The following is a 13,810-nucleotide window of genomic DNA, read 5'->3' as shown; positions in this document are numbered from 1 at the left end:
GCCTACGGTCCTAGCCGCGCTTCGCGGGCGGCGCAAAGCGATTGCGCCATGGCGTGCACCCGCTATCCCGAACGCATGATCGCGCCGCGCATCGCACCCGCCACCCTCGACGACGCAGCCGCCGTCGCCGCCATCTATGCCCATCATGTCGCCCATGGCACCGCGAGCTACGACACCGAGCCACGCAGCGTCGTCACGACCGAGGCGCTGATCGCCGACCATCGCGCCAAAGGCTGGCCCTTCCTCGCCGCGCGCGATGCGGGCGGCACGCTCCTCGGCTATGCCTATGCCAGCCAGTTCCGCCCGCGCGCCGCCTATGCCTGGGCGTGCGAGAACAGCATCTATGTCGCGCCCGCCGCGCAGGGTCGCGGGGTCGGCCGCGCGCTGCTGCACGCGCTGCTCGTCGCGGCCGAGGCGAGCGGGTTCCGCACCATGGTCGCGGTCATCGGCGGCGCCGAGCCCGCTTCGGTCGCGCTGCACGCGGCGTGCGGCTTCACCCACGCCGGGCGTCTCGCGGGCATGGGGTGGAAGCACGGGCGCTGGCTCGACACGGTCTATATGCAGCGCAGCCTTGGGTGCGGCACGGCGAGGCCGCCGGCATGAGCGCCGGGATCGCCCTGTCGGCGCTCGCCATGACGCTGATCGTCGGGGTGCGCTATCTGATCAGCAGCGGCGGTTTCGCGCTCGCGACGCGGCTTCGCCATCCCGGCCTCTATCGCGGGCTGGAAGGGCAGATGAAGCGCGAGATCGGCTGGAGCCTCGCCAGCGCCGCAATCTATGGCATTCCCGCGGGCATCGTCGCCTGGGGGTGGCAGGAGCGTGGCTGGACGCGCATCTACACCGACGTCAGCGATTATCCGCTCTGGGCCCTGCCGGTCAGCCTGTTCGCTTACCTGCTGATCCACGACAGCTGGTTCTATTGGACCCACCGCTGGATGCATCAGCCCAAGTGGTTCCGCATCGCCCACGCCGTCCACCACGACAGCCGCCCCCCGACCGCCTGGGCGGCGATGAGTTTCCACCCCGTCGAGGCGATCACCGGCGCGGTGGTCATTCCGGCGCTCGTCTTCCTGATCCCGATCCATGTCGCGGTCCTCGGCCTGGTCCTGACGGTGATGACGATCATGGGGGTCGGCAATCATATGGGGTGGGAGATGTTCCCGCGCGCGCTTGTTCATGGACCGGCGGGGCGCTGGCTGATAACCGCGACGCATCATCAGCAGCATCACGCCGCTTACCGGGGGAATTATGGGCTTTATTTCCGCTTCTGGGACAAGGCGTGCGGCACCGATCTGGGCCTTGGCCGCTTTGACGTTGCTGACCGGCGCGAGCGCCCCGCCCCCGAGCGTTGAGGCGCCGAGCGTTGAGGTCGGCATCACCGGGCTGCGCAACATGAAGGGCCAGGTGCTGGTGTGCCTGACCACCAATCCCAAGGCCTTTCCCGATTGCAGCAAGGACAAGGCGTCGGTGCGCATGGCGGTAAAGGCAACCGACGCCGCCCATTTCAAGGTCGTCGCGCCGACGGCCGGCACCTATGCGATCGCCGTCGTCCATGACGAGAACAGCAACAACAAGATGGACGTCGCGATCTTCCTGCCCAAGGAAGGCTTCGGCTTCTCGCGCAACCCGACGATCACCGTCGGCCCGCCAAGCTTCAAATCGGCGAGTTTTGCGGTGACCGGCGACACCAGCCAGTCGATCAAGATGAAATATATGTTCTAGGCGCGCCTATTGGCCCGCCATCTCCATGCAATAGCTCATCTGCGTTTCGGCTTCCGCCTCCGGCAAGGCCTCGAACGCCGCATCGTCGAAGCTCGCGACAGCGGTGGCGAGATCGGCGGCAGCTTCGGCCGTCTGCCCCTTCTCGGCATAATGCCGCTGTTCGAGCCGCGCCACGATGTCGCCGAACGCTTTCGCCTCCTTGCTCCCCTCGGGCAGTCCCGGCACGAAACGCGCCATGATCGCATAGCATTGCGCCGCATCGGGCGCGGCAGCGCCGCCCAGCATCGCGGCGGGACTCAATCCCCTGACGACGCCGTCGCCGTGACCCGACAGGTCGATGCTGTCGTAGAGCATCCGGCATTGGTCGATCCCGGCCTCGACCGTCGCCAGCGCCGTCTTCTCATCCTGATCCTCGCCAAGCAGGCCGAAGGTGAAGGCCTCGAAATCGGCCTTATAGGCGGCGCGGACCTCGGCCTCGCTCATCCCGGTTTCAGCCATGATCGTCTCGGCCAGCCGCCCCGCCAGCGTTTCGGCGCTTTCCGTGGTCAGCCCATAGCTCCTGTCCGACACGCCGCGCCCGACATCGTACATGATCGCGCTGGCGATCGTCGCGCAGCGCACCTCGCCACGGCGCGGTTCGGACAGCGCGGCGAGCAGGGTATCGCCGTCATAGGCCGGCCCGCTCGCCTCGGCCGCTTCGGCAGCCTCGTCCGCCGCCGCCGACGCGTCGCCATTGCCCATCGCATCGGCCGCCTCCGCCCCCTCGATCAACGATCCGTCGGCGGGCATCGCCATCACGATCGTCTGGCATTTCTCATAAAGCGCCATCTCGTCGGGAGAGTCGCCCAATCCCTTTTGCACTGCCGCCAGCGCCGCCGCATCGTCGGCGCCGAGTTCGCGAAGCCGGTCGAGATAGATTTTCGCCACCATCCGGTTCAGCCTGATGTCGAAATCGTCCGCGCCCTTGCGTTCGGCCTGCTGCGCCGACAGCTCGGCGGCGGCGGCACAGACGCGCAGGTCCGCCGGATTATTGACCAGATCGACATGGCTGCCCGACAGCAGCGCGAGCATCGCCCACCACATAAGCGCCTCCCGTGAAGGCGCGACCCCGCCCGAATGCTGGCGAAATCGCCGGGGCTTGGCAAGCGCCATTGTGGGCGCACCGCCGCGCCGCTAAAGCAGCGCGCGTGACCGCGCCATCCCCCCGCATCGCCGCTTTCGCCGACCGCTGGCCCAAGCTGATCGCCCTGCTGCTCGGCGCCGTTTCGGCGACCGGTTTTGCGCCACTGCATTTCTCGCCGCTGACCCTGCTCGCGCTGGCAGGCTGGATGGCGCTGGTGGCGCGCAGCCCGAAGGGATGGCGCGCCTTCGGGATCGGCTGGGCCTTTGGCGTCGGGCATTTCACGATCGGACTGAACTGGATCGCGACCGCCTTCACCTATCAGGCAGCGATGCCCGCCTGGCTCGGCTGGATCGCGGTGGTGTTGCTGGCGCTGTATCTCGCCGTCTATCCCGCGCTGGCGGCGTGGGGCGCGTGGATGGTCGCGCGCTTCAAGGGCGGCGCGGGCACAGCCGCCTCCGTCTCCTTCATCCTCGCCTTTGCCGCGCTCTGGACGCTGACCGAATGGCTGCGCAGCTGGGTGTTCACCGGCTTTGCCTGGAATCCGCTGTCCGTAGTGATGTTGCGGGATTTTTTCGGTCCGGCCGTTATCCGATGGGTCGGCACTTATGGCGCGTCGGGTATTTTGGTCGCCCAGATCGGTGCAATGATCTGGTTGTGGCAGTATCTTCATAGGCCCGACCACCCGACATTGGCGGGTCGGCCTTTTGCACAATTTTTTGTTTGGTGGCTTGCCGTAGGGGTGCTCAATGCGCCCGTAGCGCTCTTGGACAAGGCCAGTCGGAGCGACGATTATGTGCGTGGAATACCCGGAAACGCGACCTCCATCACCGTCGTCCAGCCCAATGTGGGCCAGGAAGACAAATGGGTCGGCACCAAGGCCGACGCCAATTTCGCGAAGCTCGCGCGCCTCACAGCACCGAAGAACGACACCCCGCGCCTGATCCTGTGGCCCGAGGCGGCGGTGCCCGACTATCTCGAGACCGGTTATCCGCCGGTCTATTATGACCGCTCGCCCGCCGAAGCGCGCGGGCGGCTCGTGGCCTTGATGAACCCTGACGACGTGATGCTGCTCGGCGCGCTCAAGCTCGAGCTCGACAAGACGGGCGATGTGGTCGGCGCGCGCAATGCGGTGATGACGGTGCACGCCGACGGCAGGCTCGGCCCGCGCTACGACAAGTCGCACCTTGTCCCATATGGCGAATATCTGCCGATGCGGCCGATATTGTCGGCGATCGGCCTGTCGCGGCTGGCGCCCGGCGACATCGATTTCTGGCCCGGCCCCGGCCCGCACACGCTCGACCTCGGCCGCTTCGGCAAGGTTGGGCTGCAGGTCTGTTACGAGATCATCTTTTCGGGCCAGGTCGTCGACCGTGACCACCGTCCTGCTTTCCTGTTCAACCCGTCGAACGACGCCTGGTTCGGGTCATGGGGTCCGCCGCAGCATCTGGCGCAGGCCCGGCTGCGCGCGATCGAGGAGGGGCTACCCGTCGTTCGTTCGACCCCGACCGGGATCAGCGCGGTGATCGACGCCGACGGATGGGTGCGCGAATCAATCCCGATGCATCAGGCGGGGCGGATCGACACGCTGCTGCCGCCGGCGCACGCACCGACGCTGTTCGCGCGCCATGGCAATGTGCTGCCCGTCGGATTTGCGCTGCTCCTGCTCGTGCTCGCCATTGCCTTTCGACGGCGCGGGCGTTAACAGCGCCCACACATAAAGCTTCCTTTATATTCGATCCAAGAAGGCTCCCATGCGCAACAGCTTCCTCTTCACTTCCGAAAGCGTGTCCGAAGGCCATCCCGACAAGGTGTCGGACCAGATCAGCGATTCGATCGTCGACCTGTTCCTGTCGAAGGACCCCGAAGCGCGCGTCGCCTGTGAAACGCTGACCACGACCCAGCTCGTCGTGCTCGCGGGCGAAATCCGCTGCAAGGGCGTGTTCGAAAATGGCGAATGGGCGCCGGGCGCGCTCGAAGAGATCGAGACCACGGTGCGCAACACGGTGAAGGACATCGGTTACGAACAGGACGGCTTCCACTGGGAGACCTTCCGCTTCGAGAACAACCTGCACGGCCAGTCGGACCATATCGCGCAGGGCGTCGATGCGACCGCCGACAAGGACGAAGGCGCCGGCGATCAGGGCATCATGTTCGGCTATGCGTCGGACGAGACCCCCGACCTGATGCCCGCGACGCTCGATTACAGCCACAAGATCCTCGAGCGCATGGCCGCCGACCGCAAGGCCGGCACCGCGCCCTTCCTCGAGCCCGACACCAAGAGCCAGGTGACGCTGCGCTACGCCAACGAACGCCCGGTCGAAGCGACCGCGATCGTCGTGTCGACCCAGCATGCGCCGGGCTATTATTTCCACAATGGCGAAGGCGATGCGGCGAAATATGCCGAGCTGCGCGATTATGTGAAGGGCGTCATCGCCGACGTGCTGCCCGCCGAGCTGCTCACCGCGAACACCGTCTATCACATCAACCCGACGGGGCGTTTCGAGATCGGCGGTCCCGACGGCGACGCCGGGCTGACCGGCCGCAAGATCATCGTCGACACCTATGGCGGCGCCAGCCCGCACGGCGGCGGCGCGTTCAGCGGCAAGGACCCGACCAAGGTCGACCGCTCGGCGGCGTATATCACCCGCTATCTGGCGAAGAATATCGTCGCCGCCGGCCTCGCCCGCCGCTGCACGATCCAGCTCAGCTATGCGATCGGCGTCGCCGAGCCGCTGTCGATCTATGTCGACCTGCACGGCACCGGCAATGTCGACGAAGGCAAGCTGGAGTCGGTGATCCCGCAGCTCGTGCGCCTGACGCCGAAGGGCATCCGCACCCACCTCGGCCTCAACAAGCCGATCTACAAGCAGACCGCCGCCTATGGCCATTTCGGCCGCACCGCGACCGGCGACGGCTTCCCTTGGGAGCGCACCGATCTCGTCGACAAGCTGAAGGCCGCGCTCGCCGCATAAGGCGCCGCCAGGCCCGCTTGCCATCGCCCTCCCGTTCTGACAGCTATCGGCTGGGAGCGGGGGGATCGATGATGACAAGTATCTGGTATCGGGCATTTTTTATCGCGGCGGCGCTGGTCGCGGCGCCCGCTGCGGCGCAGGAGCCGCTGGCGGTCGCCGACGGCAAGCCGTGGACGCACGCGCATAGCGGCATCACCATCCCGGCCGCGCTCGACGAACTGCCGCGCGTGCGCGCCACCAGCTTCGTCGCCCCCGAACTCGACATCAGCCAGAGTTTCGCGTCGGACGACGGGCGCGAATCGCTCACCGTCTATATCTTCCGCAACACCAATGGCGCGGTCCCGCTGTGGTTCGCACAGGCGCAGCGCGCGATCGGCCTGCGCACCGACCTCGCCGATCCGCCGCTCGCCGTCGCGCCCGTCGCCTTCACCCCGCCCGGACAAGGCAGCGCGAGCGGGATCAAGGCGGTGTTTGCACCGGTAGGGGTCGAGGGTCTCCGCAGCACCGGGGTCGCGCTGTTCGCGGTCGGCGACTGGTATGTGAAGCTGCGCGCCAATTCGGCGAGCCTGACCCCGGCCGACCTGTCGGACTGGATGGAAGGGGTGCTGAGCGAACTCACGCTGCCGCGCGGCACCGCGCTCGCCGTCCGCCCGATCGCCGATTGCGCGCCGAAGCTGGCCTTTGCCGCCGACGCCGCCGACTCGGCGCTGCCCGACGCGAGCCTGACGGCGGGGGTCAAGACGGCGGCGGCGCGGATGGTCGGCGCGCGCTGGTGCCTCGACCATGTCGTGCGCGGCAATCAGGCGGTGTACCGCCCCGACGGCGCGCGCGACCGTTACCTGCTGGCGACCGGCGACAATGGCAAGGCGTTCGCGGTCGAACCGCAAGGCGCCGCCGGCGCGACCTATTATTCGGCCAATATGATCGGCGCGAACCGGACCTTCACGCTCGTCGCCCAGGCCGATATGCCCGCACCGCAACGCATCCTCGACCTGGTCGCCGCCGAACGTGCGGTCGCGATGGTCGAAACCTGGCCGGCGCGCTGACGCGGCTTGCCATCGCCCTCCCGTTCTGACAGCGTCGCGGCGCGAACGGAGGGGGCAGTCATGCGAAGTCGTTGGATTAAAGGTCTTATTGTCGCGGGTGCGCTGGCGCTCGGCTCACCTGCCGCCGCGCAGCAGGACCTGGCGATCAAGCATGGCGAGGCCTGGACCCACGCCCATAGCGGCATCATTGTGCCGCCGGCGCTGGGCGGCAATGCGCTGACCAAGGCCAAGGCCTATGCGCAGGACGAACTCGACGTCGGCCTGTCGTTCGAGCCCGACGGGGCCGAGGATTTCATTTCCTTCTATGTCTTTCGCAACACCAATGGCGCGGCGCCGGTGTGGTTCGCGCAGGCGCAATGGGCGATCGAGAATCGCGACATCTATGGCGCGCCCAAGCTGGCCGGGCCGCCGCGCGCCTTCGCCTTGCCGGGCCAGACGGTGGCCAGCGGCCTGCGCGCGGTCTACGCGCCGCAGGGCGACGGCGGGTTTTTCACGAGCACGGGCGTGGCGCTCGTTCCGGTCGGCAACTGGTATGCCAAGCTTCGAATCTCGTCGCGCCAGCGCACCCCGGCCGAGCTCGACGCGCTGATCGACCGCGTGATCGGCGAAATCCAGTGGCCGTCGCAAATGTCTCCCGCCCTCGCCGCTTTGCCGGTCGTGCCCTGCCCCACGCCCCTCGCCTTCGACAAGAAATCGAAGGATCTGGCCGGTGGCGGCATGGAAGAGATACTAGCGGCGGCGCTGGTTTCGGCGGCGGCCGGCGACGATTCGATCCAGAAGGAACCGGCCTCGACGACGCCGGTTCAGTGGTGCCGCGACGATCAGCTGAGCAACAATATCGCGACCTATCGCGCGGACGCGGCGACCGATGCCTATCTGCTGACCTTCGGCGACAACGGCAATGGCGTGTCGGTCGGACTGTCCGGCGTAAATGCGATCATGGCCGAACTGGAAGGCAAAAAGGCGAAACCGCGCTACAGCGTGACGCTCCACACGGCGGCGGAGGATGTGAATTTCATGGCGCAGGATCGGCTGCCGTCGCCCGAGCGCGCCGCCGAAATCGTCAATGCGAACCGCCGCACCAGCACCGTGACGACCTGGGGGAAAGAGCGTGCCGTCCAGATCAACAGCGACATCAAATAGGGATTAAGCGCTTTCGCCGCGCCGGACACCGCGCTAACGCGCGCGCCATGACTGCTTACAAGCCCGGCGATCCGACGACGATCAACCGCCTCTATGGCCGATCCAAAGGCAAACCGCTGCGCGCGGGCCAACAGGATCTGGTCGATACGCTGCTGCCGCAGATCGCGGTGCCTCTGGAGGGCGAGGTCACCGCCGAGGCGCTGTTCGGCTATGACCGGCCGCTGCATTTCGAGATCGGTTTCGGCGGCGGCGAGCATATGGCGGGGCGCGCCGACATGCTGCCCGACCATGGCTTCATCGGCGCCGAGCCCTTTATCAACGGCGTTGCCCAAGCATTGGTCCATGTCGCGGGCGACCATGGCGCCGGCCTGCCGCTGGGCAATGTCCGTATCCATCACGGCGACGCGCTGGAGGTGCTGCGGCGTATCCCCGACGGCGCGCTGAGCTTCGCCTATCTGCTCCACCCCGACCCCTGGCCAAAGGCGCGCCACGCGAAGCGGCGGATGATGAACGACGGCCCGCTCGACCTGATCGCGGCCAAGCTGAAGCCCGGCGGCGAGTTCCGTTTCGGCACCGACCATCCGATCTACCTCGAACATGCGCTGATGGTGATGCGCCGCCATCGTCACCAGTTCGAATGGCTGGCGAAGGACGCCAATGATTTCCAGACCCGCCCCGCCGGCTGGCCCGAAACGCGCTATGAGGCGAAGGCGCGCGCGCAGGGGCATGAGGTCTGGTATTTCCGCTGGAGGCGTAGATAAGAGTGCTATAGAGTTGAAAAGGCTAGTTTTTTCTAGCTCTTCCCTATGCTATCTTTTCCCCAATTACGCGGCAATTTCCGTCACGGTGATTGCCCGGTGATTGCTGGAAACGCCGTATTGGGAGACCATTTATGGCACGCGGAAAGATCACGAAACGCTCTATCGATGCTCTCATCGCAAGTAGCGAAAATGACATCCTTTGGGATGATAGCATAAGAGGCTTTGGCGCCAAGCGAACAAAATCCGGGGCCGTTTCTTATGTTCTGCAATTTCGAATGGGCGGACGAGAATCCAAGACCCGCCGATATACCATCGGCAGTCACGGCTCGCCTTGGACGCCAACCACAGCGCGAGCCGAGGCAGAGCGGTTATTCATACTCGTCGCCCACGGCACAGATCCCGGAGAGGCAGAGCGGCAGCGTCGACGTGAGGCGGTAGATCTGGCATTCGACAATTATGCCGATCGGTTTGTCGAGTCTTGCGTTGGCAAAGGTTGGAAGCGGCTCGCGGAGCAAGCTCTGAGACTGCATGTGAAGCCGGTGTTGGGTTCCAAACCCCTGCCCCGGCTTGTCCGGTCCGATATTGTTGCGGTGATCGACCGGATGCCCCGGGAGCAAATAGGCAATATCCGAAACGTCTTTGCGGTAATACGCCGGCTGTTTCGCTGGGCGGTGAGCCGCGGGGATATCGACCGCAGTCCAATGGAGGGGATGGAGACACCGCCTGCCGTTACGCCGCGCGACCGCTGGCTGTCCGACCAGGAGCTCGCGCGTGTCTGGCTCGCGGCGCCCCACACGCACCATTGCTTCGGCCCGATCATACGGCTGTTGATCGTCACCGGCCAGCGGCGAGAGGAAGTTTCGTCGCTCCGCTGGGAGGAAGTCGACCAAGTCGAACGTATGTGGACCTTGCCAAAGGAGCGGGCAAAGAATGGCAAGTCGAACCAGATACCACTGAACGATCTAGCGGTTGCCGTTTTGGATCAGATGGCCGGCACGGCTAAATGGCCGCGTGCCGGGAAGCTGTTCGCGACGGCACGCGGTGGCGCATTCACGGGCTACAGCAAGGGCAAAAACAAGCTGGTTTTGCTCTTATCGCAGGACGGCGGCGAGCCAGTGCCAGACTGGCGTCTGCATGATCTGAGGCGCACGCTCGCAACAGGATTCCAGCGGCTCGGTATCCGCTTCGAAGTCACCGAAGCCGTTCTGAACCATGTGGGCGGATCCCGCGCGGGCGTAGCCGGAATATACCAGCGCCACGATTGGAAGGAGGAAAAGCAGGAAGCGCTGAAGCTGTGGAATGATCATGTTTCCTCAATCATCCTTGCGGCTAGGTCAGCCGCGCGCGGTTAACTTGTCAGATCCTTCCAGCATCGAATCCGAACTTTCGACAATGACACTTGCGCAACCCGCCCGTCCAGAAATGGAAAGCCGAAGGCATCTCAGCACGAGGAAAAAAAAGGGCCCGCCCGACAGGAGCCGGGCGGGCACAGGAATGAAGATCCAGCCTTTGCAAGAAAGACGAGCTCTTCTGGGTCGCCAGGCGGCCTTAGGTGCTGGCGAATCCCAGAAATTGTACGAAAACGCCAAAAGCGACGTGGATCTGGTTTCCACAAAAGCGTGCTCCCCGCGAAGCCCAGGCGCTCGGTTTGCGCCTCTCAACGCTGCCGCCGAGCTTTCGCGAAACCACGGTCGGCCGCGATGAAGCGCTCGATCATCGGAACCGCGATCTTTTCGGGAGCCAGCGGCTCGGCGAGGCCCGTCGCCTTGGCATGGATCTCGGCATAGGTCAGGAGATCGCGGTGCAGGCTTCCGGGAAGTTCGATGGTCAGCTTGACCGGCTTGTCGTCGATAATCGGACCGAGGCGGAGCGCGCTCATCCTTCGTTGCTCTTGGTCTCGAAGACGAGATCACGCGTCACGATCACGCGCAGCGAATGACCCGGACGTATCGTGAGCGTCGGCGGCACCTTCATTTCGCGCTCGACGATCCGCTGCCCTGCCTGATTCACGCTGTCTTGCGCCCCGTCGCGAAGCGCTCGGAGCAGAACACCGTCGCTGCCCGTTCCCGCTTCGGCGCCGATACCGAGCAAAGTAGAAACGAGCGCTGCACGTAGCACCCGGCCCCAATGATGGTCGGTGCGATCGGTGAGCCCCGCCTGCCCCGTCGCATCGGCGCCCGGCTGGCGATCTAGAGCGATCGACCGTCCGCCCGGAAGGATGAGCCTTTCCCAGACGAGGAGGACCCGGCTTTGCCCGTCGGCGATCTCGTTGTCATATTCCCCGATCAGCCGCGCGCCCTGCGGGATCAGCAAGATGCGGCCGGTAGGACTGTCATAGATATTCTGGGTGACCTGCGCGGTGATCTGCCCGGGGAGATCGGACCGGATGCCCGTGATGAGGGCAGCCGGGATCACGCTGCCCGCCTGAAGCACGTGCTGCGACGAGGGCGCGACGATCCGAGCCGCGCTTTCCGTCGGTCTCTCGCCGCCGCCAACGAGAAAGGCCTTTCGCTTATCCGCCGCGGTTTGGCGGACTGCCGGATCGCTGGCAGCAGGTGGCAACGCCGCATCTGCAAGCACCGGCAGCGACGACGGACCTGACGCTCCGCTACCAAGAAATAATTGGCTGGCGCGCGCGCTGTCCCGCTCCTGCGCAGCCCGCACGCGGGCCTGTTCGACCGCAGTTTGCTTTGGATCGGGCACCGGCGCGTCAATAGCCGCGACGGGCCCTGCTTCGTCCCTCTCACGCGCCGTCAGGATCGGCCGCCCGAGATCGCCAGGAAGCGGGTTCCCGAGCTTCGGTATCTTGTCATAATCACCTGGCGCACCGGTGACGAGTTCGGACCGGTTTGCCCGCTCGCTGCTATAGAGGTTTTCCGCTACCTTCGGTTCCGAAGACTGGAGTGCGTAGAGCAGCGCACCACCGATCGCGATTCCCGCAGCACCGCCCATGATGGCGAGCGCCTTGCGCGAGAGACGCATAACCTTTGGAGGTTCCGCGCCGAGTTGGAAGGCTTCGGCACCGGAGGCGGGGGCAGCTGCAGGCTCAGCCTCAATCGCCTTGTCCTGTTCCGGCGCGCTCATGAGCGACCACCGCCGCGCGAGGCGCGTTCGATGATCACCCTGCGCGCCGCGCGGCCGGCACCCATCCGCAGTTCACCGCGCTCGAACAGTCGGTCGACTATCATGTAGCGTCCCTGGACACGATAGTTGAGAAGCTCCGCCTCGCCCTTCGAACCGGTAACGAACAGCGGCGGCATCTCGCGCGTTCCGATATCGTCGTCAAACTCGACAAAAGTTTGTCGACCATCGTCGAAGATCCGGACCGGGCGCCAGTCAGGCTTGTCGCCCGAAAGGCGATAGCGAAAGTTGAGAGTGGCAAGATCGAGCCCCGCCGCGATCGGGGCCGCCCGCTCACGCTCGGCTTCGGCGGTACGCAAAGCGATCAGCTCAGCTTCGGGATAGGACCAGGACACCGAGGCCATGTAGGTCGATGGCGTCGCGCGCAGCTCGATATGATAGGTGCGCCGGCTCGTGTTGATGACGATATTCGTCATGATGTCGGGCCGCGTTGGTTTCACGAGGATATGCACGCGGCGGGCCGCACCGCTACCGCTCACCGTATCGCCGATGATCCAGCGCACCGTATCACCGGCAGCGACGGGTCCCGGTCCCACCAACTCCTCGCCTTCCTGCAGCACGATGTCGGTAATCTGCCCGGGGGACGCATAGACCTGGAACAAGGCGCCCTCCGCCCATGCATATTTCTGGATCGCGTTGAGAAAGGTCGCGCGATCGGGCTGCACGCGCGCGGCGTCATTGGCCCGGCCCACATTCTGCTTCGGATCCTTGATTTCTGCAGCAACCGACGGCAACGCCATCCCGAAAGCGGCGGCGCCGGCGAGCAGCGAAATGCGGGAAATTGCGTTCATTGGTTGAGCTCCTTCGACCATGAAATAGCGGACACAAACACGCCGAGCGGGTTGCGGCGAAGCGCGTCCGGCGTGCGCGGCGGCACATGGGTGACGGTGAGGATCGCGGACCAGCGCGAGGTCTCGACGAGGCTGCCATCCTGATAGCGCCGTTCGCTCCACGCGATCCGGAAGCTGTCCTTCGAGGCGCGGATCACGCTCGAGACATCGACCGCGACCTGGAGCTTGCCGACCTCGGCGAACGGGTCGTTGTTCCGCGCATGGTCGTTGAGCGCCTGCGCGCCCGCCGCGGTCGTGAAGTCATAGGCAGCAAGCCAATTCTTCCGCAGCACCACGGGATCGGCGGGAATCGAGCGGACATGCTCGATGAAGCGCGCGAGGTGAAAGGCGATCTGCGGATCGGTCGGCTGATAATCCTCGTCCGCCGCCGCGACGGCGCGGGCCTCGCCGAGCTTGTCGACTTCGACGACCCAGGGCGTGATCGTGCCGCGCGCCGAGTGCCAGATGAGACCGCCCGCAAGCCCCCCGGAGAGGAGAAGCGAGCCGAAGAAGGCGAGCCGCCAGTTTTTGGCCTGCACCCTTGCCGACCCGATGCGGTCGTCCCAGACCTGCGCGGCACGCTGATAGGGCGTGACCGGCTCGGGCGTACGGCCATAGTGATTGCTGGGTCTCTTGAACATGATCAGTCCTTTTCGCTGATATCCGGCGCCGAGCCGCCGCCATGGCTATCGCCGCTCTTCAAGGTGTGGGCACCGATGGTCGCGCCCTGTGTCATCATCTGTCGGCGGCGCATCGCGGCCGCCCATGCGGGAGGACCGTCGGCAGGCGGTGAAGCCCCAGCGCTCTCGGCGGGCCCACTGCGTCCGGCCTCGAAGTCGGCTCTCAGCTTCTGAGCGGCGCGGCGGAGCGGTGATGCGGCGCCGCTCGCGGCACTTCGGGCCACATTGGCAAGGCCCGAGCCGACCGCGCCCGCACCGCCCTTCCCGGCCGCTCCCGCGGAATAGGCCGCCGAGGCGCTGCCGACGCCGCGCGCTCCTGCTGAAGCGGCGCCGCGCGCTGCGGTGGCGCCCGCTCCTCCCGCGAGCGTCGCGCCGGCCGCGCCGGCAGCGAG

General features: G+C 65.8%; 14 protein-coding genes and 1 pseudogene. 9 read left to right on the top strand and 6 right to left on the bottom strand.

Annotation, left to right across the window (positions count from 1 at the left end):
- Nucleotides 1-48 precede the first annotated feature (48 nt).
- From ACREB7_RS09525 to ACREB7_RS09515, 3 genes are read left to right on the top strand one after another with little or no spacing between them, the layout of a single operon-like run.
- Entirely contained in the window at nt 49-603 is a 555-nt protein-coding gene (locus ACREB7_RS09525; protein ID WP_431592033.1) for an N-acetyltransferase family protein, read from the top strand.
- Nucleotides 600-1,352 (top strand): sterol desaturase family protein, encoded by a 753-nt coding sequence (locus ACREB7_RS09520; protein WP_431592032.1) that lies wholly within the window; start codon nt 600-602, stop codon nt 1,350-1,352. The genes ACREB7_RS09525 and ACREB7_RS09520 overlap by 4 nt, the downstream gene beginning before the upstream one ends.
- Nucleotides 1,300-1,722, top strand: coding sequence for a DUF2141 domain-containing protein (locus ACREB7_RS09515; RefSeq protein ID WP_431592031.1), 423 nt, complete (start codon nt 1,300-1,302; stop codon nt 1,720-1,722). The genes ACREB7_RS09520 and ACREB7_RS09515 overlap by 53 nt, the downstream gene beginning before the upstream one ends.
- Nucleotides 1,723-1,728: 6 nt before the next feature.
- Here the strand turns inward: ACREB7_RS09515 and ACREB7_RS09510 are convergent, their stop codons facing one another.
- Entirely contained in the window at nt 1,729-2,805 is a 1,077-nt protein-coding gene (locus ACREB7_RS09510) for a hypothetical protein (protein WP_431592030.1), read from the bottom strand.
- Between the two features lie 104 nt (nt 2,806-2,909).
- Between ACREB7_RS09510 and lnt the strand changes: the two genes are divergently transcribed.
- From lnt to ACREB7_RS09480, 6 genes are all read left to right on the top strand, one after another.
- Nucleotides 2,910-4,547 carry an apolipoprotein N-acyltransferase gene (lnt, locus tag ACREB7_RS09505; protein WP_431592029.1) on the top strand — a complete coding sequence of 546 codons (1,638 nt, stop codon included), beginning with the start codon at nt 2,910-2,912 and terminating at the stop codon, nt 4,545-4,547.
- A gap of 49 nt (nt 4,548-4,596) precedes the next feature.
- Nucleotides 4,597-5,817, top strand: coding sequence for a methionine adenosyltransferase (gene metK, locus ACREB7_RS09500; RefSeq protein ID WP_431592028.1), 1,221 nt, complete (start codon nt 4,597-4,599; stop codon nt 5,815-5,817).
- Nucleotides 5,818-5,885: 68 nt separating this feature from the next.
- Nucleotides 5,886-6,863 carry a hypothetical protein gene (locus ACREB7_RS09495; RefSeq protein WP_431592027.1) on the top strand — a complete coding sequence of 326 codons (978 nt, stop codon included), beginning with the start codon at nt 5,886-5,888 and terminating at the stop codon, nt 6,861-6,863.
- Between the two features lie 60 nt (nt 6,864-6,923).
- Nucleotides 6,924-8,006, top strand: a complete 1,083-nt coding sequence (locus ACREB7_RS09490) for a hypothetical protein (RefSeq protein WP_431592026.1) — start codon at nt 6,924-6,926, stop codon at nt 8,004-8,006.
- A gap of 47 nt (nt 8,007-8,053) precedes the next feature.
- The gene (gene trmB, locus ACREB7_RS09485; protein WP_431592025.1) at nt 8,054-8,767 is read left to right on the top strand and encodes a tRNA (guanine(46)-N(7))-methyltransferase TrmB; all 714 of its coding nucleotides are present in this window, start codon (nt 8,054-8,056) and stop codon (nt 8,765-8,767) included.
- A gap of 131 nt (nt 8,768-8,898) precedes the next feature.
- On the top strand, nt 8,899-10,119 hold the full coding sequence (locus ACREB7_RS09480; protein WP_431592024.1) for a tyrosine-type recombinase/integrase: 1,221 nt from the start codon (nt 8,899-8,901) through the stop codon (nt 10,117-10,119).
- A 305-nt stretch (nt 10,120-10,424) separates the two neighbouring features.
- On the opposite strand, the gene ACREB7_RS09475 is transcribed toward ACREB7_RS09480, so the two are convergent.
- The 5 genes and pseudogenes from ACREB7_RS09475 to ACREB7_RS09455 all read right to left on the bottom strand — a co-directional run.
- A complete protein-coding gene (locus tag ACREB7_RS09475) occupies nt 10,425-10,646 on the bottom strand; it encodes a DUF2274 domain-containing protein (protein ID WP_431592023.1) in 222 nt (73 codons plus the stop codon).
- The gene (locus tag ACREB7_RS09470; RefSeq protein WP_431592022.1) at nt 10,643-11,851 is read right to left on the bottom strand and encodes a TrbI/VirB10 family protein; all 1,209 of its coding nucleotides are present in this window, start codon (nt 11,849-11,851) and stop codon (nt 10,643-10,645) included. The genes ACREB7_RS09475 and ACREB7_RS09470 overlap by 4 nt, the downstream gene beginning before the upstream one ends.
- Complete coding sequence (trbG, locus tag ACREB7_RS09465) at nt 11,848-12,720, bottom strand: P-type conjugative transfer protein TrbG (RefSeq protein ID WP_431592021.1); 873 nt, start codon at nt 12,718-12,720, stop codon at nt 11,848-11,850. The genes ACREB7_RS09470 and trbG overlap by 4 nt, the downstream gene beginning before the upstream one ends.
- Nucleotides 12,696-13,379, bottom strand: coding sequence for a conjugal transfer protein TrbF (trbF, locus tag ACREB7_RS09460; RefSeq protein ID WP_431592020.1), 684 nt, complete (start codon nt 13,377-13,379; stop codon nt 12,696-12,698). The genes trbG and trbF overlap by 25 nt, the downstream gene beginning before the upstream one ends.
- 2 nt (nt 13,380-13,381) lie before the next feature.
- Nucleotides 13,382-13,810: pseudogene (locus ACREB7_RS09455) on the bottom strand (P-type conjugative transfer protein TrbL); the annotation flags it as partial.

Origin of the sequence: Sphingopyxis sp., from assembly GCF_050725615.1 — a bacterium.
In the GTDB taxonomy this organism is placed as follows: domain Bacteria; phylum Pseudomonadota; class Alphaproteobacteria; order Sphingomonadales; family Sphingomonadaceae; genus Sphingopyxis.
The sequence above is the reverse complement of the archived record's forward strand: the minus strand, read 5'-3'. Positions and strand labels throughout refer to the sequence as shown.